Source organism: Streptomyces sp. DH41 (assembly GCF_029813785.1).
Classification (GTDB): Bacteria; Actinomycetota; Actinomycetes; order Streptomycetales; family Streptomycetaceae; genus Streptomyces.
In genome coordinates this window covers 1-20,765 of the sequence record NZ_JARVKY010000015.1, presented here as the reverse complement: position 1 = coordinate 20,765, position 20,765 = coordinate 1, and the positions used below count along the sequence as shown (strand labels likewise).

General features: G+C 70.5%; 19 protein-coding genes and 1 tRNA gene. 7 read left to right on the top strand and 13 right to left on the bottom strand.

Features of this window, described 5'->3' with window-relative positions:
- Positions 1-4: 4 nt before the first annotated feature.
- On the bottom strand, positions 5-457 hold the full coding sequence (locus QC283_RS23310; RefSeq protein WP_279563587.1) for a DUF6153 family protein: 453 nt from the start codon (positions 455-457) through the stop codon (positions 5-7).
- A gap of 94 nt (positions 458-551) precedes the next feature.
- Positions 552-626, bottom strand: a tRNA-Val gene (locus QC283_RS23305).
- Positions 627-849: 223 nt separating this feature from the next.
- On the opposite strand from QC283_RS23305, the gene QC283_RS23300 reads away from it, so the two are divergent.
- The 3 genes from QC283_RS23300 to QC283_RS23290 all read left to right on the top strand — a co-directional run bounded on the left by QC283_RS23300 (position 850) and on the right by QC283_RS23290 (position 3,603).
- Complete coding sequence (locus QC283_RS23300; RefSeq protein WP_279563586.1) at positions 850-1,620, top strand: DUF4097 family beta strand repeat-containing protein; 771 nt, start codon at positions 850-852, stop codon at positions 1,618-1,620.
- 72 nt (positions 1,621-1,692) lie between these two features.
- Positions 1,693-3,111, top strand: coding sequence for a hypothetical protein (locus QC283_RS23295; protein WP_279563585.1), 1,419 nt, complete (start codon positions 1,693-1,695; stop codon positions 3,109-3,111).
- Between the two features lie 273 nt (positions 3,112-3,384).
- Complete coding sequence (locus QC283_RS23290) at positions 3,385-3,603, top strand: FmdB family zinc ribbon protein (protein WP_279563584.1); 219 nt, start codon at positions 3,385-3,387, stop codon at positions 3,601-3,603.
- Positions 3,604-3,658: 55 nt separating this feature from the next.
- Here QC283_RS23290 and QC283_RS23285 read toward each other — a convergent pair whose 3' ends face one another.
- Entirely contained in the window at positions 3,659-4,303 is a 645-nt protein-coding gene (locus QC283_RS23285) for a response regulator transcription factor (protein WP_279563583.1), read from the bottom strand.
- The gene (locus QC283_RS23280) at positions 4,294-5,436 is read right to left on the bottom strand and encodes a sensor histidine kinase (protein ID WP_279563582.1); all 1,143 of its coding nucleotides are present in this window, start codon (positions 5,434-5,436) and stop codon (positions 4,294-4,296) included. Before QC283_RS23280 ends, QC283_RS23285 begins: the two co-directional genes overlap by 10 nt.
- A gap of 132 nt (positions 5,437-5,568) precedes the next feature.
- Between QC283_RS23280 and QC283_RS23275 the strand changes: the two genes are divergently transcribed.
- On the top strand, positions 5,569-6,426 hold the full coding sequence (locus QC283_RS23275) for a DedA family protein (RefSeq protein WP_279563581.1): 858 nt from the start codon (positions 5,569-5,571) through the stop codon (positions 6,424-6,426).
- Here QC283_RS23275 and QC283_RS23270 read toward each other — a convergent pair.
- The 3 genes from QC283_RS23270 to QC283_RS23260 form a co-directional block, all read right to left on the bottom strand.
- Positions 6,344-7,156 carry an HAD family hydrolase gene (locus QC283_RS23270; RefSeq protein WP_279563580.1) on the bottom strand — a complete coding sequence of 271 codons (813 nt, stop codon included), beginning with the start codon at positions 7,154-7,156 and terminating at the stop codon, positions 6,344-6,346. The two genes, QC283_RS23275 and QC283_RS23270, sit on opposite strands and share 83 nt — an antisense overlap.
- The gene (locus tag QC283_RS23265) at positions 7,156-9,639 is read right to left on the bottom strand and encodes a phosphoribosyltransferase (RefSeq protein WP_279563759.1); all 2,484 of its coding nucleotides are present in this window, start codon (positions 9,637-9,639) and stop codon (positions 7,156-7,158) included. Before QC283_RS23265 ends, QC283_RS23270 begins: the two co-directional genes overlap by 1 nt.
- A gap of 64 nt (positions 9,640-9,703) precedes the next feature.
- Complete coding sequence (locus QC283_RS23260) at positions 9,704-10,870, bottom strand: HpcH/HpaI aldolase/citrate lyase family protein (protein WP_279563579.1); 1,167 nt, start codon at positions 10,868-10,870, stop codon at positions 9,704-9,706.
- A gap of 208 nt (positions 10,871-11,078) precedes the next feature.
- Here QC283_RS23260 and QC283_RS23255 point away from each other — a divergent pair, with 208 nt between their 5' ends.
- On the top strand, positions 11,079-12,047 hold the full coding sequence (locus QC283_RS23255) for a TerD family protein (protein ID WP_279563578.1): 969 nt from the start codon (positions 11,079-11,081) through the stop codon (positions 12,045-12,047).
- 70 nt (positions 12,048-12,117) lie between these two features.
- Here the strand turns inward: QC283_RS23255 and QC283_RS23250 are convergent, their stop codons facing one another.
- From QC283_RS23250 to QC283_RS23225, 6 genes are all read right to left on the bottom strand, one after another.
- Positions 12,118-12,855, bottom strand: coding sequence for a TerD family protein (locus tag QC283_RS23250; RefSeq protein ID WP_279563577.1), 738 nt, complete (start codon positions 12,853-12,855; stop codon positions 12,118-12,120).
- 161 nt (positions 12,856-13,016) lie between these two features.
- Positions 13,017-14,159, bottom strand: coding sequence for a DUF475 domain-containing protein (locus tag QC283_RS23245; protein ID WP_279563576.1), 1,143 nt, complete (start codon positions 14,157-14,159; stop codon positions 13,017-13,019).
- 76 nt (positions 14,160-14,235) lie between these two features.
- Entirely contained in the window at positions 14,236-14,811 is a 576-nt protein-coding gene (locus tag QC283_RS23240) for a TerD family protein (protein WP_279563575.1), read from the bottom strand.
- 109 nt (positions 14,812-14,920) lie between these two features.
- The gene (locus QC283_RS23235) at positions 14,921-15,496 is read right to left on the bottom strand and encodes a calcium homeostasis/redox stress adaptation protein (RefSeq protein ID WP_279563573.1); all 576 of its coding nucleotides are present in this window, start codon (positions 15,494-15,496) and stop codon (positions 14,921-14,923) included.
- Between the two features lie 249 nt (positions 15,497-15,745).
- Positions 15,746-16,204, bottom strand: coding sequence for a peroxiredoxin (locus QC283_RS23230; protein ID WP_279563572.1), 459 nt, complete (start codon positions 16,202-16,204; stop codon positions 15,746-15,748).
- 126 nt (positions 16,205-16,330) lie between these two features.
- Positions 16,331-16,768: a DUF3052 domain-containing protein gene (locus QC283_RS23225; protein WP_279563571.1), complete on the bottom strand. Its 438-nt coding sequence runs from the start codon at positions 16,766-16,768 to the stop codon at positions 16,331-16,333.
- Positions 16,769-17,152: 384 nt separating this feature from the next.
- On the opposite strand from QC283_RS23225, the gene aceE reads away from it, so the two are divergent.
- Together aceE and QC283_RS23215 are read left to right on the top strand one after the other, a co-directional pair.
- A complete protein-coding gene (gene aceE / locus QC283_RS23220) occupies positions 17,153-19,909 on the top strand; it encodes a pyruvate dehydrogenase (acetyl-transferring), homodimeric type (protein ID WP_279563570.1) in 2,757 nt (918 codons plus the stop codon).
- Between the two features lie 265 nt (positions 19,910-20,174).
- Positions 20,175-20,642 (top strand): MarR family transcriptional regulator, encoded by a 468-nt coding sequence (locus QC283_RS23215; protein WP_279563569.1) that lies wholly within the window; start codon positions 20,175-20,177, stop codon positions 20,640-20,642.
- Positions 20,643-20,765 lie beyond the last annotated feature (123 nt).

Below are 20,765 nucleotides of genomic sequence, written 5' to 3'. Positions count from 1 at the left end.
GTGTCTATATCCGCAGGAGCTGGAGTTCGGCCAGGGAGGGCGGTGCCCGCGCGCCGTCCGGTGCGTCGGCCGCGTAAGCGCACACGACGCCATCGCACACGGCGGTGGGGACCGGGTCGGGAGCGGGCGCGGCCAGCACCGGCCCGTCGCTCACCGCGCCGGACGCGCACACCGCGTCGGCGTGCTCGAGATGTCCGCCGCCGCAGGAACCGTCGTCCTGCGGACACCCGGCGTGCGCCGTCCCGGCGGCCACCGGCACTGAGGGCACTGAGGGCACTGAGAGCCCTGCGGCGTGCCGGGCGGAGTGCTCCGGATGAGCCGGAAGCGAGCTCTCCGCAAGGCCCCCGCCGGGCGCCAGCCCGTGCATACCCAGCAACCCGGCCAGCAACCCGAGCACGCACACGGCCTGCCACCACCGCACGGGCGGTCGCTGGACGTGCTGCTCGGGGCGGCTCACGGACCTCATCCTAGGGAGGTCACGAACGACCGCACGCGAGAGGCCCCCGGAAGATCTCCGGGGGCCTCCGCACCGACGGGATCGGCGCCGGTCCTGGTGGGCGCGGACGGTTTCGAACCGCCGACATCCTGCTTGTAAGGCAGGCGCTCTACCCCTGAGCTACGCACCCAGGACGAGTCGACAGCCTACATGGCCCAGGGCACTGCCCGGCAAACGTGTGGGCCGGGCAGTGCCCTGACCGGGGGTTAACCCCACCCTCGATCCGGTAGTGGCCCGGATCCCGGCGCCCGCCGGTGCTCAGTACGGTCGAAGAGCCTCGTCGGCAAGGGCCTCTTCCACTCCGGAACGGCTCAGGGCGCGGCACCTCGTCGACCGTCCCAGGGGGATTCGTCATGGCCGCCCGTACCGTTCCTGCTCGCGCGTTCGCCGCCTTCGGCGCCGTCGCCGTTCTCGTCGCGGGTCTCAGCGCCTGTGCCTCCGCCTCGGACGACAAGGAGCCCGAGCACCGGTCCTTCGCCCTTCAGGGCCGCACACTCACCGTCGACTCCGACGACTCCGACGTGGAGGTCGTCGCCTCGGACGACCAAGGGTCCGGGAAGGTCGAGGTCACCCGGTGGTTCTCCGGGTCGGTCGCCATCGGCTCCGGACCCGAGGTGACCTGGAAGATGGACGACGACCGGCTGGTGCTGCGGATGCGGTGCTCCGGGCTGGCCGCCGACTGCGCCGCCAAGCACCGCGTGGAGGTGCCGCGCGGCATCGCCGTCCGGGTCAAGACCGACGACGGCAGCGTGCGGGCACAGGGCTTCAGGGACTCGCTGGACATCCGGACGGCGGACGGGTCCGTGCGCGTCAGCGACTCCACGGGGCCGCTGAAGCTCCGCAGCGATGACGGATCGCTGCACGCGGACGTCTCCTCCCGACAGGTGAACGCGTCCACCCAGGACGGCTCGGTCCACCTCGAACTCGGGGCCGTGCCGGACCTGGTGGAGACCCACAGCGACGACGGCTCCGTGACCGTCGCCCTGCCCCGGGCCACGTACAAGGTGTCCGCCGAGACCGACGACGGATCGGTCGACGTGTCCGTGCCCCGGGCCGACGCCAGCTCCCACGTGGTGACCGCACGGACCCAGGACGGCAAAGTCACGGTCCGAATCGCGAACTGACCAGCCCGTGTGTTCGTCCCTTACGGGTGGGAGAATGAAACCCGGGCAGGACGGACGACACGGGAGAGGGATGTGACGGCGACACCATCGCAGCCGTACTCGCCGATGGTGCCGCGCGCGCAGCGCCTGCCGCACCATTCCCACCGCCACGGCCACCGCCGCGGCGGTTCCGGCGCGGTCCGTGACACGCTCGCCCTCGTGGGCCTGCCGCTCCTCGCGGTGCTCGCACTGCCCGCCGCGTTCGCCGGGGGCGGCACCCGGCGCTGGTTCGGCGGGCGGGCCGAGAGCCAGCGGGCGGATGCGCAGGCGGCGAAGGACGACGCGGCGGCCGCCTTCTACGAGCTGGACACCGCCCAGCGTGACCTGCGGATCTCGATAGAGACGATCGCGGCCGTCGACGCCTCCCCCGCCGCCCGGCGGGCGGTCACCGACTTCGAGGCGCTCGGCCGGCGCATCGACGAGGTCAGCCACCAGTACATCAACGCCGTCGACGCCCACGATCTGGACCGCGACGACCTGGAGGCATCCGCGGCCTCCCGCGCCCGCGACGAACTGACCACCGCCAAGAACGAGCTCGGCCGGGTCAAGCGCGACCTGGACCGCTTCGCCGACGGCCTGGGCCCCCTGCTCGGCAAGGCCGAGACCCAGCTGGCCCGGCTGGCGCCCGCCGTCGAACGCGCCCGGCAGACCCTGCTCGCCGCCTCCAACGCCCTGGACGCCGCACGAGGAGCCGGGCTGACGGCGGACGACCTCGCCGCCCGGCTCGCCACCCTCGGCCCGGAACTGACACGGCTGAACCAGGGCGCCGGACAGCACGGCGTGCCCCAGACTCTCGACCGGGCGGAGCGAGTCACCCGAGAAGCCGAGTCGGTCCGCGCCGAGGCCGAACGGCTGCCCGAGCGAGCCGCCGAGGTCGGCCACCGGCTGGTCTCCCTGCGCACCCGCGCCCAGGCACTGACCACCCGCACCGAACAGGTCGAACCGGTACTGAGCGAGCTCCGGCGGCGGTTCACCGTCGCCTGCTGGCAGGACCTCCAGGCCGTGCCGGACCAGGCCACCGAATCGGTCCGGCAGGCCGAACGGAAACTGGCCGAGGCGCAGACCGCCCGCGACGAACAGCGCTGGCCCGACGCCACCGCCCTGCTGTCGACGGTACGAGCGCTGCTGAACTCGACCGACGAGGCCGTCTCGGCCGCCGGTGACCGGCTGCGGCAGCTGAACGCCGTGCAGAAGGACCCCCAGCAGGAGATCGAGCGCACCCGCTTCGCCATCCGCGACGCCCAGCGCCTGGCCATGGCGGGCCGCAACACCCCCGACCCGCAGCACGCCCGCCCGCTGGACGACGCCGTGGCCCGGCTGGAGCGGGCGATCACCACGCTCGAGGGCCGGCACCCTGACTACTGGCACTTCCTGACGGAGACGGAAGCGGTCCGGCAGACGGTGGCCGGCGTGGTCACCCGGATCCGAGAGGAGCGCGGGGCCGCCCACTGATCACCGAGCGGCGGCCGGTCGCGGGTACTTCCGCCGGTCCGGTCGCGGGGTACTCCCACCGGTCCGGTCGCGGGGTACTCCCACCGGTCCGGTCGCGGGGTACTCCCACCGGTCCGGTCGCGGGGTACTCCCACCGGTCCGGTCGCGGGGTACTCCCACCGGTCCGGTCGCGGGTACTTCCGCCGGCCGGGTCCCGGTCCCCGACCGCGTCCTCACCCGCGACCGGTCCTCGATGCCGGGACGGGCGGCGGGACGTGCCGGTAACCTGTGCGCATGCCTCGCTACGAGTACCGCTGCCGGAGCTGCGGCGACACCTTCGAACTGAGCCGTCCCATGGCCGAGTCCTCCGCTCCCGCCGCCTGCCCGGCGGGCCACGACGACACGGTGAAGCTGCTGTCGACGGTCGCGGTCGGCGGATCGGCCTCCGCGGCTGCCCCGGCGCCGTCGTCGGGTGGCGGAGGTGGCTGCTGCGGCGGAGGCTGCTGCGGCTGACCCCCCGGCCCGGGCCGCGCGTCCCGGTGTCGCCGCACCGGCGCCTCAGCCTCCCTCAGCTGCCCAGATACCGCAGCACCGCCAGCACTCTGCGTGAATAGCCCTCACCCCCGGTCAGTTCCAGCTTGTCGAAGATCGCGTTGGTGTGCTTCTCCACCGCGCTCTGCGAGATGTGCAGCCTCCGCGCGATCGCCGCGTTGGTGTGGCCCTGCGCCATCTCGGCCAGCACGTCCCGCTCCCGGGTGGTGAGCCGGGCGAGCAGGTCGGAGTGGGTCGTGCGGCCGAGCAGCTGGCGGACGACCTCCGGATCGAAGGCGGCCCGTCCGGCGGCCACCCGCTCCAGCGCGTCCAGGAACTCGTCGATCTGGACCACCCGGTCCTTGAGCAGGTAACCCACTCCTCCTGTCTCACCGGTCAGCAACTCCGTCGCGTACCGCTTCTCGACGTACTGCGAGAGGACCAGCACCCCGACCGCCGGCCAGCGCTCGCGTATCTCCAGGGCCGCGCGCAGCCCCTCGTCCGTGTGCGTGGGCGGCATCCGGACGTCGGCGACCACGACATCCGGCGGGTCCTCGGTGACCGCCTTCAGCAGCAGCTCGGCATTGCCGACGGCCGCGAGCACCTCGTGCCCTTCCTCCGCCAGCAGCCGCACCAGCCCCTCCCGCAGCAGGGTCGAGTCCTCGGCGAGGATCACCCGCATGGCAGCTCCGCGGCCACGAGGGTGGGTCCGCCCGGCGGGCTGACCACGCTGAGGCTGCCGTCGAGGGCGGCGACGCGCCGGGCGAGCCCGAACAGTCCGCTGCCGGCGGCGTTCGCCCCGCCGCAGCCGTTGTCCTGGACGCTCACGTACATCCGTTCCTCCTCCACTCTGACGGCGACGCTTATCCGGGTCGGCGCCGCGTGCTTGACCGCGTTCGTGACCGCCTCGCAGACGACGAAGTACGCGACGGTCGCCACGGCCTGCTCGGGTTCCTCGGCGAGGTCGTACTCCACCCCCACCGGCACGGACGCCCGCTCGGCGACCGTCTCCAGCGCCGCGCGCAGTCCCGCTTCGTCCAGCGTGGTCGGATAGATCCGCCAGGCCACCTCGCGCAGCTCGTCCAGGGCGCGGCGGCTCTCGTCGTGGGCCTGGCCCAGCAGCCGGTCCCGGCGGTCGGCGTCCTGACTGCGACGCGCACGGCCGAGCAGCATGCCGAGGGCGACGAGACGCTGCTGCACGCCGTCGTGCAGGTCGCGCTCGATGCGGCGTCGTTCGTCGTTCACCGCGTCGACCACGTCGGCGCGGCTGGCGGACAGCTCGGCGATCCGCCGCTCCAGCTCCTCCTGGTGGCGAGGGCCGAGGAAGTGACGCGCCAGCTGCCCTTCCAGTCCGACCACGCCGAATATTCCCTGCACGGCGAGGAACACGAGGAAGAAGCCGCCCAGACTGCCGAGGACGAACGAACCGGGGTCGCGTATGCCGTCCAGCAGGACCCAGCCGTATATTCCGAAGGTGCCGTACGCGAGGCCGATCGCGGCGGTCAGCATCACCACCCCGCCCAGGACGCCCAGCGCCCAGTGGCAGGCCACGTACCGCAGCGCCCGTACGTCCTCGTACGCGGGCGTGACACGGAGGTCCAGCCACATCGCCAACCGGGCGCGCTCCAACCCCGCCAGTCTGCGCGCGCCCGCGAGGACCGGGCGCAGTACGGCACGTCGGCCGGCCGGCCAGGCGACCACGGGCAGCAGCGCCACGCCGGCCAGTAGAGAGAAGAGCAGCTCGACGGCGGCCGCGGCGGTCCCCATGATGAGGCCCACCCCGCACCGCACTACGCGTCGCGCCATGTCTCGCATGATCGCGAGGCTAGCCGGGCGCGGCAGCGGCGCACACTGCGGAAAACCACAATTCCCGCCTGCGGTACACCACAGTCGATTCTGCGGTCTTCCTCAGTCTCCCTTCAGCTGCGATTTTCTAGCGTGGTCGACATGACAGCCATCGCAGCGCAGACGGCCGCGGAGAGCGGTGCGGCTCCGCAGTGGATCAATGACCTCATGGACGCGCTCGGCGCACCGGGCGCCGGCCTCGCCATCGCTCTGGAGAATCTCTTCCCTCCCCTGCCGAGCGAGGTGATCCTGCCGCTCGCGGGGTTCGCGGCGAGCTCCGGCCGGATGAGCCTGATAGCCGTCCTGCTGTGGACGACGGCGGGGTCGGTGATCGGCGCGCTCGCCCTGTACGGGGTCGGCGCGCTGCTCGGCCGGGACCGCACGGTGGCGATAGCGGGGAAGCTGCCGCTGGTGAAGGTGTCCGACATAGAGAAGACGGAGGCCTGGTTCCTCAAGCACGGGACCAAGGCGGTGTTCTTCGGCCGGATGATCCCGATCTTCCGCAGCCTGATCTCCGTGCCGGCGGGCGTGGAGCGGATGCGGCTGCCCGTCTTCCTCGCGCTGACCACGCTGGGCAGCGCCATCTGGAACACCGTGTTCGTCCTCGCCGGCTATGCGCTGGGGGACAACTGGTCCGAGGTCTCGGGCATCGCCTCCACGTACTCGAAGGTGATCCTCGCCATCGCCGCCCTGGCCCTGCTGGTCTTCATCGCCATGCGGATGCTGCGGCCGGGGGCCGGCCACCGCAGGCGGGGCCGCGGACGCGACAAGGGGCAGGACATACGGCCGCCCGCGGATGACGACGACCGCCCCGGCACCGGGGACGGTGTCGGGGCGGGTGCCGGGAGTCCGGACGGCGGGATCAGCGGCGACGGGATCAGCGAGCCGGACTCGCCTCGCGCAGGAACTCCCGAAGGATCCGCTCGCCGGCCAGCACGCCGCGCTCGGGCAAGGCGCTGATCGCCGGAGCCGTCCAGCCGGAGTCGGCCAGCTCGCCGTGGCCGGGGCGCCATCCCCGGTCGGCGGCGAGCAGCAGGTCGGCGTCGAGGAGTGAGTCGCCGGCGGCGAGGGTGAGATCGGCGCCGGTGCGGCGGGCGACCTCGTACACGGCGGCGCTCTTGGTGAGCGGTTTGGGGACGGCGTAGATCTTGCGGCCCTGGAGGGACACGGTCCAGCCGCGGTTCTCGGCCCACACGGCGAGTTCCTTCACCCAGTCCTCGGGCAGCAGTTCGCGCTCGACGACGAGGTAGGCAAAGAGGTCCTCGGCGACCCGGTGCTTGCGCACCCACAGCGGGTCGGCGGTGTTCATCAGGTGGTCGCGGACCTCGGTCAGCGAGGCGCACTCGTCGGCCAGCCGTGCGGTCACCCGCGCGTGCCAGTCGGGGTCGGAGACGCCGTCGACCAGCAGGTGGCCGCCGTTGGCGCAGATCGCGTACTTCGACGGAGGGCCGGGGAGGTTGATGCGCTGGTACTGCTTGCGGGTCCGGGTGGTGGTCGGCACGAAGACCGCCGTGTCACCCAGGTCGGTCAGCAGCCCGGCTGCCGTCTCGGTCATGTAGGAGAGGGGTTTACTCTCGTAGACCTCGACGCACAGCAGGCGGGGCGCCCGCAGGTCGGGCATGGTCAGCCCGAGCGCGGCGGCGGAGTAGATGAGCGTGCGGTCGAGGTCGCTGGCGACGAGCACCGACATCAGAGGGCCACCGCCTTGCCGTCGGCGCCGGTCGCGCCCCGGGTGTACTTGGGATGGATCAGCCCGACGCAGGTGTAGGGCAGGTCGGCGACCTCCTCCACGGGTACGCCCCGCTGTTCGGCCAGCAGGCGTACGTGGTCGAGGTCGGCGCCCGCGCCGGCCCGGGCCAGCACCTTCCAGGGCACGCGGCGCAGCATCACGCGGGTGGTCTCGCCGACGCCGGGCTTGACGAGGTTGACGTCGTGGATGCCGTACTCCTCGCATATGCGCTCGACGGCGGCCCAGCCCGCCCAGCTGGGGGTGCGGTCGGCGGAGAGGAGCTCCTTGGCCTGGGCGTCGACCGTGTCGGTGACGTCCGGGAAGCGTGCGGAGACGGCGTCGAGGAAGGCCGGCGACAGGTCGGAGCCGGCGAGTTCGCGGTAGAACTTCGCGCCGTGGAAGTCGTGCGGGCCGACCAGGTCGGCGCGGAGCACGGTGCGGGATATCAGGCCGGAGACCGTGGAGTTGAGGCAGGCGGAGGGGATGAGGAAGTCGTCGCGGGTGCCGTAGGTGCGTACGCAGGAACCGGGGTCGGCGAGTACGGCGATCTCCGGGTCGAAGCCGGTGACGCCGTCGGAGACCTCGAAGTCGCGCAGGGCGCCGGCGAGTTCGCGGGTGATGGCGCCCTTGCCGGTCCAGCCGTCGACGAAGACGACGTCGGCGGGGTCGTGACGGTCGGCCAGCCAGCGCAGGGCGTTGGCGTCGATGCCGCGGCCCCGGACGATCGACACGGCGTAGTGAGGGAGGTCGAGACCATGACGGAACCGCGCCCAGCGGCGCATCAGGATGCCGACCGGTGTGCCCGCGCGGGCGAGGGAAACCAGTACGGGGCGGGGCGACCGTTCCGCGAGCACGATCTCGGTGACGGCGCCGACGGCGCGGGCCAGCCGGGCGGCGGAGGTCTCCAGGGCCGCGTGGAACAGCTCCTGGTACTGCTCACTGGGCTGGTACTCCACGGGCAGCGACTCCGCGTAGTGCGCGCCGCCGCTCTGGATCGCCTCCTCGCGCTCCTCGGTCGGCGCCTCCAGCGTCGTGTCCGAGAGGTCCTGGAGCAGCCAGCCGACCTCGTCGGACGCGTACGAGGAGAAGTCGGGGCCGCGCAGGGGCTCGGGCAGCATGGGGGGCCTTTCGGAGGCGTGCGGGACGTACGACGGGACGACCGCGAGCAGGACGTGCGGGACATGGGCGGCGAGCCGGGCCAGCAGTCCGTCGGGCGCGTGCAGCGCCGGGGTGTCGGCGGCCGAGTCGACGACGGCGACGACGGCGTCGAAGCCGGCGCCCGCGACGTTGTAGGCGTAGCGCTCGCCGGGGCCGTCGGCCGGGTCGTCGTGCGCGGGGAAGACCAGGCGGGTGCGTATCGCGTAGCCGGGGTCGTCGACGGCGAGGACGGGAGAGCGGGTGGTGGTGGAGTAGCGGACGTCGGCGTCGGCGGTCTGCTCCAGTGCGTGGGCCAGGCGCAGCGGGGCGTACATCAGCTCCTCGAAGCCGAGGACGAGGACGCGGCGGGCGTCTGTGGGCAGCGCCTCGGTGATGCGTTCCGCCATGCCGGGCAGGGCGCTCTCCAGTCGGCCCCGCTGGGCGGCCGTGAACCCGTGCCGTCCGCCGTCGGGGACCCCACCGGGCCACCGCAGGTCGACGTGGGTGACGGAGCCGGAGGAGGTCGGGGTGGGCGCCTCGGTGACCGGGCCGTCCCAGTCCGGTTCGGCGGCACGCGCCTCGTACCGGGCGACCAGCTCCTGGCCCTTCTCCAGTACGCCCTCCGGCAACCGGACCGTGCCCGAGGCGGCCGTCACCAGGTCCACGCGGGCGCCGATCTCCCGGGCGAAGTCCTCCAGCCGGCCGGCGTCGGCGGGCGAGCGCATGTCGACCAGGGCCACCACGACGTACTGCCGGCGGGGGTAGCGCTCGTGCAGGGCGCGGACGGTGTTGAGGACCGTGTTGCCGGTGGAGAACTCGTCGTCGACGAGGACCAGCGGCCCGTCGCCGGCCAGCAGCGCCGGGTTCTCGGGCAGCAGGAGGTGGGAGGTCGCGTGCGAGTGGGACTCCTCGAAGCCGCCCGCCCGGGCGACGCCGGTGACCGGACGGCGGGTGGAGTGCAGGTACGGGGCGGGGCCCAGGCCGTCGGCGACCGAGTGGCCGAGGCCGGTGGCGGTCTCGGCGTAGCCGAGCACGACCGCGCTCTCGGCCGCCTCGGCGCCGAGCAGGTCGCGGACGCGTCGGCCGAGGGCGACGCCGTGGCCGTACACGACGGAGGGCGACTGCGGGACGTGCTTGCCGAGCACGTTGGAGACGAGCAGGTGCGCTCGCTTGGGGTTGCGGCGCAGGGCGAGTCCCAGCAGGCCGGTCAGCGTGTCGTCGCCGGCGAGTTCCACACCGAGCCGTTCGGCGACCCAGCTGCCGGACCAGACTCCGGCGCCCTCCTCCGCGCGCGCCCTCTCGGTCATGTACTCGTGCCTCCCGTTGTCCACCGCGGCCTGGTCCCTTGCGTCGGTCATGGATTCCTTGCGTTCAGTCGGAGAGGCCGGCGGCGAGCAGTTCCACGAAACCGATGTCCTCGTTCGCCACCCCGAAGACCTCCGCGCGCAGCAGGGTGCGCTCGGCCCAGGCGCGGTGGGGTTTCACCTCGTTCATCTTGTTCGTGTACGCCGACCTGAGCACGCCCCCGCCGCCGCGCTCGGGCCGCAGGATGTCCTGGGCGTCACTGAACTCCTCGTGGCTGACCACGGACAGCGCGTGCACGGGGAGCACGTGGGAGGGGTGGATGCAGGTCTTGCCCAGCAGGCCGTTGGCACGGTCCAGGGAGATCTCCCGCAGCAGACCGTCCATGGCGTGCGCGATCAGCTTCTGCCGCAGTTCGACGGCCTGGACCTCCAGGAAGGGGCTCTGCCGCAGTTGCGGTTTGAACATCCTCTCCTGGACACGGAAGTACTCCCACACCGGTCCGGTCACCGTGAATCCGGTGCCGTCTGCCCGGGCGAGCATGTTCACCACGTCGGCGATCACGGAGGCGACGATCTGGACGTCGTACGCCGTCATGTCGGGGCCCCTGCGCAGCCCGTAGGAGGAGCAGAAATCGGTCACGCCGAGACGCAGGGCGAGTACGCGGTCGCGGTACTTGTCGACGGCGCGGAAGATGCCCTCCAGCGTCTGTACGCGGGACTCCCGGTACAGCAGGTCCGGGGACTCCAGCACGGGCATCGCGAAGAGCCTGCGGCCACTGGCGGCCTCGGCGGCGGCGAGCGCCTCCAGGAAGGGCACGCCCCGTTCCTCGGTGAACTTCGGCAGCACGAATCCGGACAGCAGCCGCACGGCGGGGCCGAGGCGCCGTACCAGGTCGGGAATCTGCTCGGGGGTGCGGACCCGGACGAACAGGAGCGGGACGTCCGCGCCGGAACGTTCCGTCAGGTCAGTGAGCTGACGGACGAGGTTCTCCTCACCGACCGGTACGTCGGCGTCGTCGATCGAGTCCTCCAGGCACAGCACCATCGACACCACGCCGATCGCGCCCTGCTTGAGGATGTCGTCGGCGAGTCTGGGCCGGGTGGCCGGGCTGTAGAGCGTGGCGCCCAGGGCCGCGGACAGCAGTCGGGCCGGGGAGTCCGCCGTGAAGGTGCAGGGCTCCTGGTGAAAGAGCCGCTTTCGCACATCAGGGGCAATCTGTCCGAAATGACGCATCAAAACTCCCCCGTGGTGTCTGGGCGACCTGTGAACTGTCCAAAGGTGGCCGGTAATAGTACGTACGTATCCATGTCGGAGGTTCCCACCGGGCATGAATTCCAGGTAACCCGGGCATGACGGCGGCGGCGACCCGGGGTGAGCGGGGCCGACCCGTGTACCCGCCCCCGCATTGTCGTGACCAGGACCGAGAGGGCAGGATGACGGCATGACGCACGCGATGCTGAAGGGGTCGAACGTCCCGCTGCAAGCCACCACGGTACGCGCCGTGCTGCGCTGGACACCCGGGCAGGGGGTCCCCGACATCGACGCCTCCGCCTTGCTGCTGGGACCGGACGACCGCGTGCGTTCCGACGAGGACTTCGTCTTCTACAACCAGCCCCGGCATCCCTCGGGCCAGGTCTGGCGGCTCGGCAAGAAACGGGTCGGCGAGAGCCTGACCGACACGATCCAGACAGACCTCTCCGGGGTCGAGTCCTCGGTGGGCCGGATCCTGCTGGTCGCTTCGGCGGACGGCGGCGCCTTCGACCGGGTCGGGTCGCTGCGCATCCTGCTGTACGACGCCACGGCCGCCGACGCGGAACCTCTGGCGTACTTCGACGTCAAGCCGGAGACGGGCGAGGAGACGGCGCTGATCTGCGGCGAGCTCTACCGGCGCGGGGACGGCTGGAAGTTCCGGGCGCTGGGCGAGGGCTATTCGAACGGGCTCAAGGGCCTGGCGACCGACTTCGGCATCTCGGTGGACGAGTCGGAGGGGTCGGACGACCCCATGCCGGCCCCCAGGCCCGAACCGGCCCCGCCCGTACCCGCTGCGGGCCCCGCTCCGGCCCAGTCCACGCCCGCCCCGCCGGTGGTCGGTCCCGACGAGCCGACGACCGTCCAGCCTCTCCAGCCCCTCCAGCCCGTCCCGGAGATCTCACGGCCGCTGCCCCCGGAGCAGCCCGTGGGAGTGCCGGCGCAGCCCGCGTACGGCTATCCGCAGCAGCCGCCGGCGGCACAGCCGGCGTACGGCTATCCACAGCCCGCCGGGCACCCCGGGTACGGGTATCCGCAGGCGCCCGCCGCGGCGGGGGGCACCGGCGCGCAGTCCGGCTACGGCTACCCGCCCCCGGTCACCGGGGCACCCGACCCGGACTTCCGGCTGCCCCCGCAGGGACCGCAGTTCATCGGAAGGTAGACGCCCGGACGGCCCGGACGGTACGGGCGGGGTCTCGGCGAACGGGCACGGGCACGGGCACGGCGGAGTCTCAGCGCTCCGCCTTGCTCTTGTGCCCCCGGCCCCACTGCAGGCCCCACCCGTACAGACGGTCCAGCTCTCCCTGGAAGCCGTACACGAACTTCACCTCGCGGCGGACGAAGATCTCGCCCTTGATGTTCTCGATCATCACCACGGCACAGGACCGGGCCTGCGGATGGCGCTCGTCGAGGCCTATCTCGATGCGGGGGCCGTTGCTCGGGTAGAGCGTGACGATGGCGTGGGTCCGGTCGAAGGCCGGGGTCTGGTCGTAGATGTAGGCGAAGAGCAGGAGGCGCTTGATGGCGTCCTTGTGGTCGAGGTTGACGTAGATCGTCTCGCCGGAGGCCGAGCCGAAGCGGTCGTCGCCGCTGAGCTTGACGTACGGCGCGGCGTTGACGTCCCCCAGGAAGCCGCCGAGCGGCTGGACGACCCCGCGGGTGCCGTCCTGGAGCTCGTAGAGGCAGCCGAGGTCGAGGTCGACGTTGACCATGCTCTGGCTGTGGCCGACGACCTCGGGGGGCTTGAGCGCCTTGAAGGGGTGCCGCAGCAGGCTCTCGCGCTGCACGCCCCTGATGTCCGAGGTCCGCATCCGCCAGCTGAGGTTGACGCGCAGGTGGCCGGTGGCCGCGCCCTGTTTGGACAGGGAGACCTGGCTGTGCCGTTTGGTCAGCTGGATGGAGTTGGTCGCCGCGCTGCCCGAGTCGAACTCGGCCTCGCGGCTTCGCCACAGACCGTCCAAGAATCCCATTCCCGCCCCCACCTTCACTCGACCGCCGTGACCGCCGACGGGGCGGCCCCGAGGAGTCGTCCTCGTAGGCCGCCCCGCACAGAGCGTTCCTCAACCGGGCCGTGTTCACACCGAAGGAGCAGGCGCACCGGGGGCGAACCGGGTCCGGTGACAGCAGGGTTTCACACCCCGGAGGAGACCTCCGCCTTCTCCTTGCCGCCGTCGCCCCCGGCCTCCGCGAGCCGCTTGTTGCGGCGTACGGAGGACAGGAAGGAGGCGCCGATGAGGATCACGCCGATGGAGCCGGTGATGAGCTCGTGGATCTCGTACTGGATGGTGACCAGGAGGATGACGGCGAGGGCGCCGATGGCGTAGTGGGCGCCGTGCTCCAGGTAGACGTAGTCGTCGAGGGTGCCCTGACGGACCAGGTAGATGGTCAGGGACCGGACGTACATGGCGCCGATGCCCAGGCCCAGGGCCATCAGGACGATGTCGTTGGTGACGGCGAAGGCGCCGATGACTCCGTCGAAGGAGAACGACGCGTCCAGGACCTCGAGGTAGAGGAACATGAAGAACGCCGCCTTGCCGGCCAGCTTGACGGCCGACTTGGGCTTGCCTGCCCGCTCGGCCTGCTCCTCGGCCTCGTGCTCGCGTTCCTCCTCCTCTTCGAGCTTCTCCTCGAAGAAGCCGGAGAGACCGCCGACGACCAAGTAGGTGATCAGGCCGGCGATACCGGCGAGCAGGACCGTCTCGGCCTTGTCCGCGTGGGTGCCGCCGTGCTGGTGCGCGTGGGCGCCGAAGGTGATGGCGGAGACCAGCAGCACGACCAGGGCGATGCAGACCGACAGCATGTCGACCTTGCCGAGCTTGGCCAGCGGGCGCTCCAGCCAGCCGAGCCACTTGATGTCACGGTCCTCGAAGATGAAGTCGAGGAAGATCATCAGAAGGAACATGCCACCGAAAGCGGCGATCGACGGATGAGCGTCGGTCACCAGCTCCTGGTAGCGGTCCTTGTCGGTGAGCGCGAGGTCGACGGCCTCGATCGGCCCGAGCGACGCGCTGACCGCCACGATCACGACCGGGAAGACCAGGCGCATGCCGAAGACGGCGATCAGGATGCCGATCGTGAGGAAGATCTTCTGCCAGAAGGCATTCATCTTCTTCAGGATCCCGGCGTTGACCACCGCGTTGTCGAAGGACAGCGAGATCTCCAGGACGGACAGGATCGCCACGATGCCGAAAGCGGTCCACCCCCCGTAGAAGATCGCGGCCACCAGGCCGAGCGCGGTGACCGCGAACGACCACCCGAAGGTTTTCAGAACCACTGGCTACCCAATCGTGTGTTGGGGGCGCCTCCCAGACGGAGTCTGAGGGAGGGGCTCCCCGCTGCCGTACGCGGCTTTACGAAACGTTGACTCCGAAGTCTAGAGCGATGCCCCGGAGCCCCGACGCGTACCCCTGTCCCACCGCACGGAACTTCCACTCGCCCTGGTAGCGGTAGAGCTCACCGAAGATCATCGCGGTCTCCGTGGAGGCGTCCTCGCTGAGGTCGTAGCGGGCGAGTTCCTGGCCGTCGGCCTGATTGACGACGCGGATGAAGGCATTGCTGACCTGGCCGAAGGTCTGGCCACGCTCGTCGGCCATGTGGATCGAGACCGGAAAGACGATCTTGTCGCACTGAGCGGGCACCGCGGAGAGGTCGATCAGCACGGACTCGTCGTCACCGTCGCCCTCGCCGGTGAGATTGTCACCGGTGTGCTCGATGGAGCCGTCCGGACTCTTGAGCTGGTTGTAGAAGATGAACCACTCGTCACCGAGCACCCGGCCGCTGCCGCACGCCAGTGCGCTGGCGTCGAGGTCGAAGGGTGCTCCGGTGGTGGAACGCGCGTCCCAGCCGAGCCCGACCAGTACCTGTGTGAGGTTCGGTGCGGCCTTGGACAGGGAGACGTTGCCTCCCTTGGCAAGCGTGACGCCCATGGTGATCCCTCCCCGGGTGATGGTTCTCGGGTTTCCTGCACGTCCGGCGCCGCACGTAAACCGTGCGGCGCCGGACGGTCGAGGCCGTCGCCTCGGACGTTTGGGTGACTCAGACGTTCACGCCGAAGTCCTGCGCGATGCCGCGCAGCCCGGAGGCGTAGCCCTGGCCGATGGCGCGGAACTTCCACTCCGCACCGTGCCGGTACAGCTCGCCGAAGACCATGGCGGTCTCCGTGGAGGCGTCCTCGCTCAGGTCGTAACGGGCGATCTCGGCGCCGCCGGCCTGGTTGACGACGCGGATGAAGGCGTTGCGCACCTGGCCGAAGGACTGCTGGCGGTTCTCGGCGTCGTAGATCGAGACCGGGAAGACGACCTTCTCGACGTCGGCGGGGACTCCGGCGAGGTCGATCTTGATCTGCTCGTCGTCGCCCTCGCCCTCACCGGTGAGGTTGTCGCCGGTGTGCTCGACCGATCCGTCCGGGCTCTTCAGGTTGTTGAAGAAGATGAAGTGCGCGTCGCTGGCGACCTTGCCGCCGCTGTTCAGCAGCATCGCGCTGGCGTCGAGGTCGAAGTCGGTACCGGTCGTGGTGCGGATGTCCCACCCCAGACCGACGATGACCGCGGTCAGGCCGGGGGCCTCCTTGGTCAGCGAAACGTTGCCGCCCTTGCTGAGGCTGACTCCCACGAGTCCTCCATTGGTGTCCTGGGGCGGGGAGCCCCGAAGTGCGTCGGATGTCGAGTGCCGGATGTCTTGCGTGGATACCGGATCAACGAGTCGATCCTAGTGACGGGTTCCCGTTCACCGCAGTCCCTGGAAGCGACGAATCACACGGTGTCGATCACGCGGCGGTCATCGCGCCGGCCACGCGGCGGTCATCGTGCCGGCCACGCGGCGGTCATCGTGCCGGTCACGGGGGCGGCCGAAGGGCGCCTGTCACAGGGCGTCGAGCGCCTTCACGTACTCGGTCAGGTCACGGGCGTCCGGCAGACCGTTGACGACGGTCCAGCGCACGACACCCTCCCGGTCGATGACGAAGGTCCCGCGGACGGCGCAGCCCTTGCCCTCGTCGAAGACGCCGTACGCGCTCGAGACGTCGCCGTGCGGCCAGAAGTCGGACAGCAGCGGGTACTCCAGGCCCTCCTGCTCGGCGAAGACGCGCAGGGTGTGGATGGAGTCGTTGGAGACGGCGAGCACCTGGGTGTCACGGTCGGAGAACTGCGGCAGGTTGTCGCGCACCTCGCACAGCTCCCCGGTGCACACGCCGGTGAAGGCGAACGGGTAGAAGAGCAGCACGACGTTCTTCCGGCCATGGAAGTCGGACAGCCGGACGGTCGCGCCGTGGTTGTCCTTGAGTTCGAAGTCGGGGGCCTTGTCGCCGACCTGGATCGCCATGTCCTGTTCGTCCCTTCGTAGGGTGGTTCGCTGGAACCACCCTACGCAGGGATCATCGCGGACCCGCGGACGGGCCGACGGCGGTCGGCCCGTACGGGGATCCGGTGTGGTGCGGAGCCTGGCCGGCTACCGCTTGGACTTGGCGGCCTTGGGCGTCGCCAGTCGGCTGCCGCTCCAGTCCTTTCCGACGCTGACGCTCTTGGCCGCCGTCAGTCCGGCGGTCGTCGCGGCTTCCGAAATGTCGCTGGCCTCGACGTACCCCGAACGGCCGGTCTTCGGCGTGAGGAGCAGGATCGCCCCGCCCTCTTCGATGTACGTGGTGGCATCCACCAGCGCATCCGTCAGGTCGCCGTCGTCGTCACGGAACCACAGCACGACGGCGTCGGCCACGTCCTCGTAGTCCTCGTCCACCAGCTCGCCCTCGACGGCGCCCTCAATGGCCTCGCGGAGCTCCTGGTCGACGTCGTCGTCGTAGCCGATCTCCTGGACCACCTGCCCGGGCTGGAACCCCAGCCTGACGGCAGGGTTCGTCCGCTCCTCCGCGTGGTCCGCGGTCGCGCTCACGGGTTGCCTCCTGATCATGTCTTGGTGAATATCTCAGCCACGCGCGTGCGCGAAGCATTGGCCGTAGTCCACACGGGCGGGACGGATCGCGCAAGTACCCGGCGACTGGGACCGTCGAAACGGTGACGATCCCGGCGGTGTCGCCGCAACTCCAGCCATGCCGTCCAGACCGAAGGTGACGTACACCACACCTATCTGCCCCGTTTGCGTATTTGGGAACCATGTGTGGGTACGAGACTCGAATGAACGTGCCCCCGATCCCATGGGGAGATCGGTTACCCCACGGTACAGATGACGTTTGCCCCCGCGAGGTCCACGATGGGGAATCGGCGGGGAAACGGCGCGACACCCGGCAAAGTTGCCCTCTGACAGCGAAGGAACAGCGTGGCTTCCGCATCCGATCGCAGTGATCGCAATCCGATCATCATTGGCGGCCTTCCGAGTCAGGTCCCTGACTTCGATCCCGAGGAAACCCAGGAGTGGCTCGACTCCCTCGACGCCGCCGTCGACGCGCGCGGCCGGGAGCGGGCCCGCTACCTGATGCTGCGGCTGATCGAGCGGGCCCGCGAGAAGCGCGTGGCCGTGCCCGAGATGCGCAGCACGGACTACGTCAACACCATCCCGACCAAGAGCGAGCCGTTCTTCCCCGGCAACGAGGAGATCGAGCGCAAGATCCTCAACGCCACCCGCTGGAACGCCGCCGTGATGGTCTCCCGCGCACAGCGGCCCGGCATCGGCGTCGGTGGCCACATCGCGACCTTCGCCTCCTCCGCCTCCCTGTACGACGTGGGCTTCAACCACTTCTTCCGCGGCAAGGACGAGGGCGACGGCGGCGACCAGGTCTTCTTCCAGGGGCACGCCTCGCCGGGCATCTACGCGCGCGCGTACCTGCTGGACCGGCTGACCGAGCAGCACCTGGACGGCTTCCGGCAGGAGAAGTCCGCGGCGCCGCACGCCCTGTCGTCGTATCCGCATCCGCGGTCGATGCCGGACTTCTGGGAGTTCCCGACGGTCTCGATGGGTCTCGGGCCGATCGGCGCGATCTACCAGGCGCGGATGAACCGCTACATGCACGCGCGCGGGATCGCGGACACGTCGAAGTCGCACGTGTGGGCCTACCTCGGCGACGGCGAGATGGACGAGCCGGAGTCGCTGGGCCAGCTGTCCATCGCCGCCCGCGAGGGCCTGGACAACCTGACCTTCGTCGTCAACTGCAACCTCCAGCGCCTCGACGGCCCGGTGCGCGGCAACGGGAAGATCATCCAGGAGCTGGAGTCGGTCTTCCGGGGCGCCGGCTGGAACGTGATCAAGCTGGTGTGGGACCGCACCTGGGACCCGCTGCTCGCGCAGGACCGCGACGGTGTGCTGGTCAACCGGATGAACACGACGCCGGACGGCCAGTTCCAGACGTACGCCACCGAGTCCGGCGCCTACATCCGCGACCACTTCTTCGGCGACGACCACCGGCTGCGCGCGATGGTCGAGAACATGACCGACGACCAGATCCTGCACCTGGGCCGCGGCGGACACGACCACCGGAAGATCTACGCCGCGTACAAGGCGGCCCTGGAGCACAAGGGCCAGCCGACGGTCATCCTCGCCAAGACGATCAAGGGCTGGACGCTGGGCCCGAACTTCGAGGGCCGCAACGCCACGCACCAGATGAAGAAGCTGACGGTCGACGACCTCAAGCGCTTCCGCGACCGGCTGCATCTGCCGATCTCCGACCGGGAGCTGGAGTCCGGCCCGCCGCCGTACTACCACCCCGGCCGGGACACCGAGGAGATGCAGTACATGCACGACCGGCGCCTGGGTTGCGGGGGATATGTCCCCACCCGGGTCGTACGGTCGAAGCCGCTCGCCCTGCCGGACGACAAGACGTACGCGACCGTGAAGAAGGGGTCGGGCCAGCAGTCCATCGCGACGACGATGGCCTTTGTGCGGCTACTGAAGGACCTCATGCGGGACAAGGAGATCGGCAAGCGGTTCGTGCTGATCGCGCCGGACGAGTACCGCACGTTCGGCATGGACTCGTTCTTCCCGAGTGCGAAGATCTACAACCCGCTCGGGCAGCAGTACGAGTCCGTGGACCGCGATCTGCTGCTCGCCTACAAGGAGGCGCCGAACGGGCAGATGCTGCACGACGGCATCTCGGAGGCCGGCTGCACGGCCTCGCTGATCGCGGCCGGGTCGGCGTACGCCACACACGGCGAACCGCTCATCCCGGTCTACGTCTTCTACTCGATGTTCGGTTTCCAGCGCACCGGTGACCAGTTCTGGCAGATGGGTGACCAGCTGTCGCGCGGTTTCGTGCTGGGTGCGACCGCGGGCCGTACGACGCTGACCGGTGAGGGCCTCCAGCACGCGGACGGCCACTCCCAGCTGCTGGCGTCCACCAACCCGGCGTGCGTCGCGTACGACCCCGCCTTCGGCTTCGAGATCGCGCACATCGTCCAGGACGGTCTGCGCCGGATGTACGGCGGGGACGAGCGGCACCCGCACGGCGAGGACGTCTTCTACTACCTCACCGTCTACAACGAGCCGATCCAGCACCCGGCCGAGCCCGAGAACGTGGACGTCGAGGGCATCCTCAAGGGCGTGTACCGCTTCAGCGAGGGGACCTCCGGCTCCCTCCCGGCGCAGATCATGGCGTCCGGGGTGGCGGTGCCCTGGGCGGTCGAGGCCCAGCGGATCCTCGCCGAGGAGTGGAACGTGCGCGCCGACGTCTGGTCGGCGACCTCCTGGAACGAGCTGCGGCGCGAGGCGGTGGCGTGCGAGGAGCACAACCTGCTGCATCCCGAGGAGGAGCAGCAGGTGCCGTACGTGACGCGGAAGCTGGCGGGGGCGCAGGGGCCGTTCGTGGCCGTGTCCGACTGGATGAGGTCGGTTCCGGACCAGATCGCGCGGTGGATGCCGGGGACGTACCAGTCGCTGGGCGCGGACGGGTTCGGCTTCGCGGACACGCGCGGCGCGGCGCGGCGCTTCTTCCACATCGACGCGCAGTCGATCGTGGTGGGGGTGCTGACGGAGCTGGCGCGGGAGGGGAAGGTCGACCGTTCGGTGCTGAAGCAGGCGATCGACCGGTACCAGCTGCTGGAGGTCGCCGCGGCGGATCCGGGGGTCGCGGGTGGTGACGCGTGACGCGTAACGCGTGAACGGTCGCGTGAGGGGCGGTGGGGCTGCGGCTCCGCCGCCCCTCGCGGTCTGTTCCGGGGGAATCCTCGCGGTGCGGGCCGCGGGCTTCGGGGGATGCGGTCGCGGCGGGGAACATCCGGTCGCCGGGTGACGGGGCGGAGTGGTCGTTCACGGCGTCGGCATCGGACCCGAAGCCGCCCTTGACCTCGACTTCGCTTGAGGTTTTAGCGTCCTCGCATCACCAGTCATCCATTCCTGAGGGAGCACCCGCATGACGAACGCACCCACGTCCGACGCCGAACTCGCCGCACAGCCCGCCGGGTACTGGACCGGAATGGCCTACGAGGCCGTCATTTCGTTCATCCGGGCCCGACAGGCCGAACTCGGCTTCACCCAGCCTCAGTTCTGGCTGCTGCGCAACCTGTCGGAGAACGACATCTCACCCGACGGCCACGGTATGACCATCCCCGAACTCCAGCAGGCCATGAACTCGTACCTCAGGTCCGAAGACGACCTGGGGGCGGAGGCGGAAGTCCTGCTGGGGCGCGGCTGGCTGACCCTCGACGCCGAGGGACGGCTGTGGATCACCGAGTCGGGCGAGGAGGCCCGGGCCGGCCTCGGGCAGCACACCCCGGCCATCCGGGACCACATCCACCGGGGCATCGACGACGCCGATTACGTCACGACACTGAAGGTGCTCCAGCAGATGATCAGGAACACCGCCGGTTCCTCGGTCTAGGGCCTGTCCGGCGGATCAGGTCGCAGGAAAGTCACGGTGCCTGATCGGCGCCGGTGAGCGGGGGCTGGTGCGTCCAGCTGCAAGGCGGAGGAGGGCGTCGACGCGATGGGGGTCCCCCCGCGC

Bases quoted from the DNA above. Each gene is read 5' to 3' on its own strand.
- QC283_RS23300 (WP_279563586.1), top strand. From the start codon at position 850: ATGGCCGCCCGTACCGTTCCTGCTCGCGCGTTCGCCGCCTTCGGCGCC.
- QC283_RS23290 (WP_279563584.1), top strand. From the start codon at position 3,385: ATGCCTCGCTACGAGTACCGCTGCCGGAGCTGCGGCGACACCTTCGAA.
- QC283_RS23285 (WP_279563583.1), bottom strand. From the start codon at position 4,303: ATGCGGGTGATCCTCGCCGAGGACTCGACCCTGCTGCGGGAGGGGCTG.
- QC283_RS23280 (WP_279563582.1), bottom strand. From the start codon at position 5,436: ATGCGAGACATGGCGCGACGCGTAGTGCGGTGCGGGGTGGGCCTCATC.
- QC283_RS23275 (WP_279563581.1), top strand. From the start codon at position 5,569: ATGACAGCCATCGCAGCGCAGACGGCCGCGGAGAGCGGTGCGGCTCCG.
- QC283_RS23270 (WP_279563580.1), bottom strand. From the start codon at position 7,156: ATGTCGGTGCTCGTCGCCAGCGACCTCGACCGCACGCTCATCTACTCC.
- QC283_RS23265 (WP_279563759.1), bottom strand. From the start codon at position 9,639: ATGACCGAGAGGGCGCGCGCGGAGGAGGGCGCCGGAGTCTGGTCCGGC.
- QC283_RS23260 (WP_279563579.1), bottom strand. From the start codon at position 10,870: ATGCGTCATTTCGGACAGATTGCCCCTGATGTGCGAAAGCGGCTCTTT.
- QC283_RS23255 (WP_279563578.1), top strand. From the start codon at position 11,079: ATGACGCACGCGATGCTGAAGGGGTCGAACGTCCCGCTGCAAGCCACC.
- QC283_RS23250 (WP_279563577.1), bottom strand. From the start codon at position 12,855: ATGGGATTCTTGGACGGTCTGTGGCGAAGCCGCGAGGCCGAGTTCGAC.
- QC283_RS23240 (WP_279563575.1), bottom strand. From the start codon at position 14,811: ATGGGCGTCACGCTTGCCAAGGGAGGCAACGTCTCCCTGTCCAAGGCC.
- QC283_RS23230 (WP_279563572.1), bottom strand. From the start codon at position 16,204: ATGGCGATCCAGGTCGGCGACAAGGCCCCCGACTTCGAACTCAAGGAC.
- QC283_RS23215 (WP_279563569.1), top strand. From the start codon at position 20,175: ATGACGAACGCACCCACGTCCGACGCCGAACTCGCCGCACAGCCCGCC.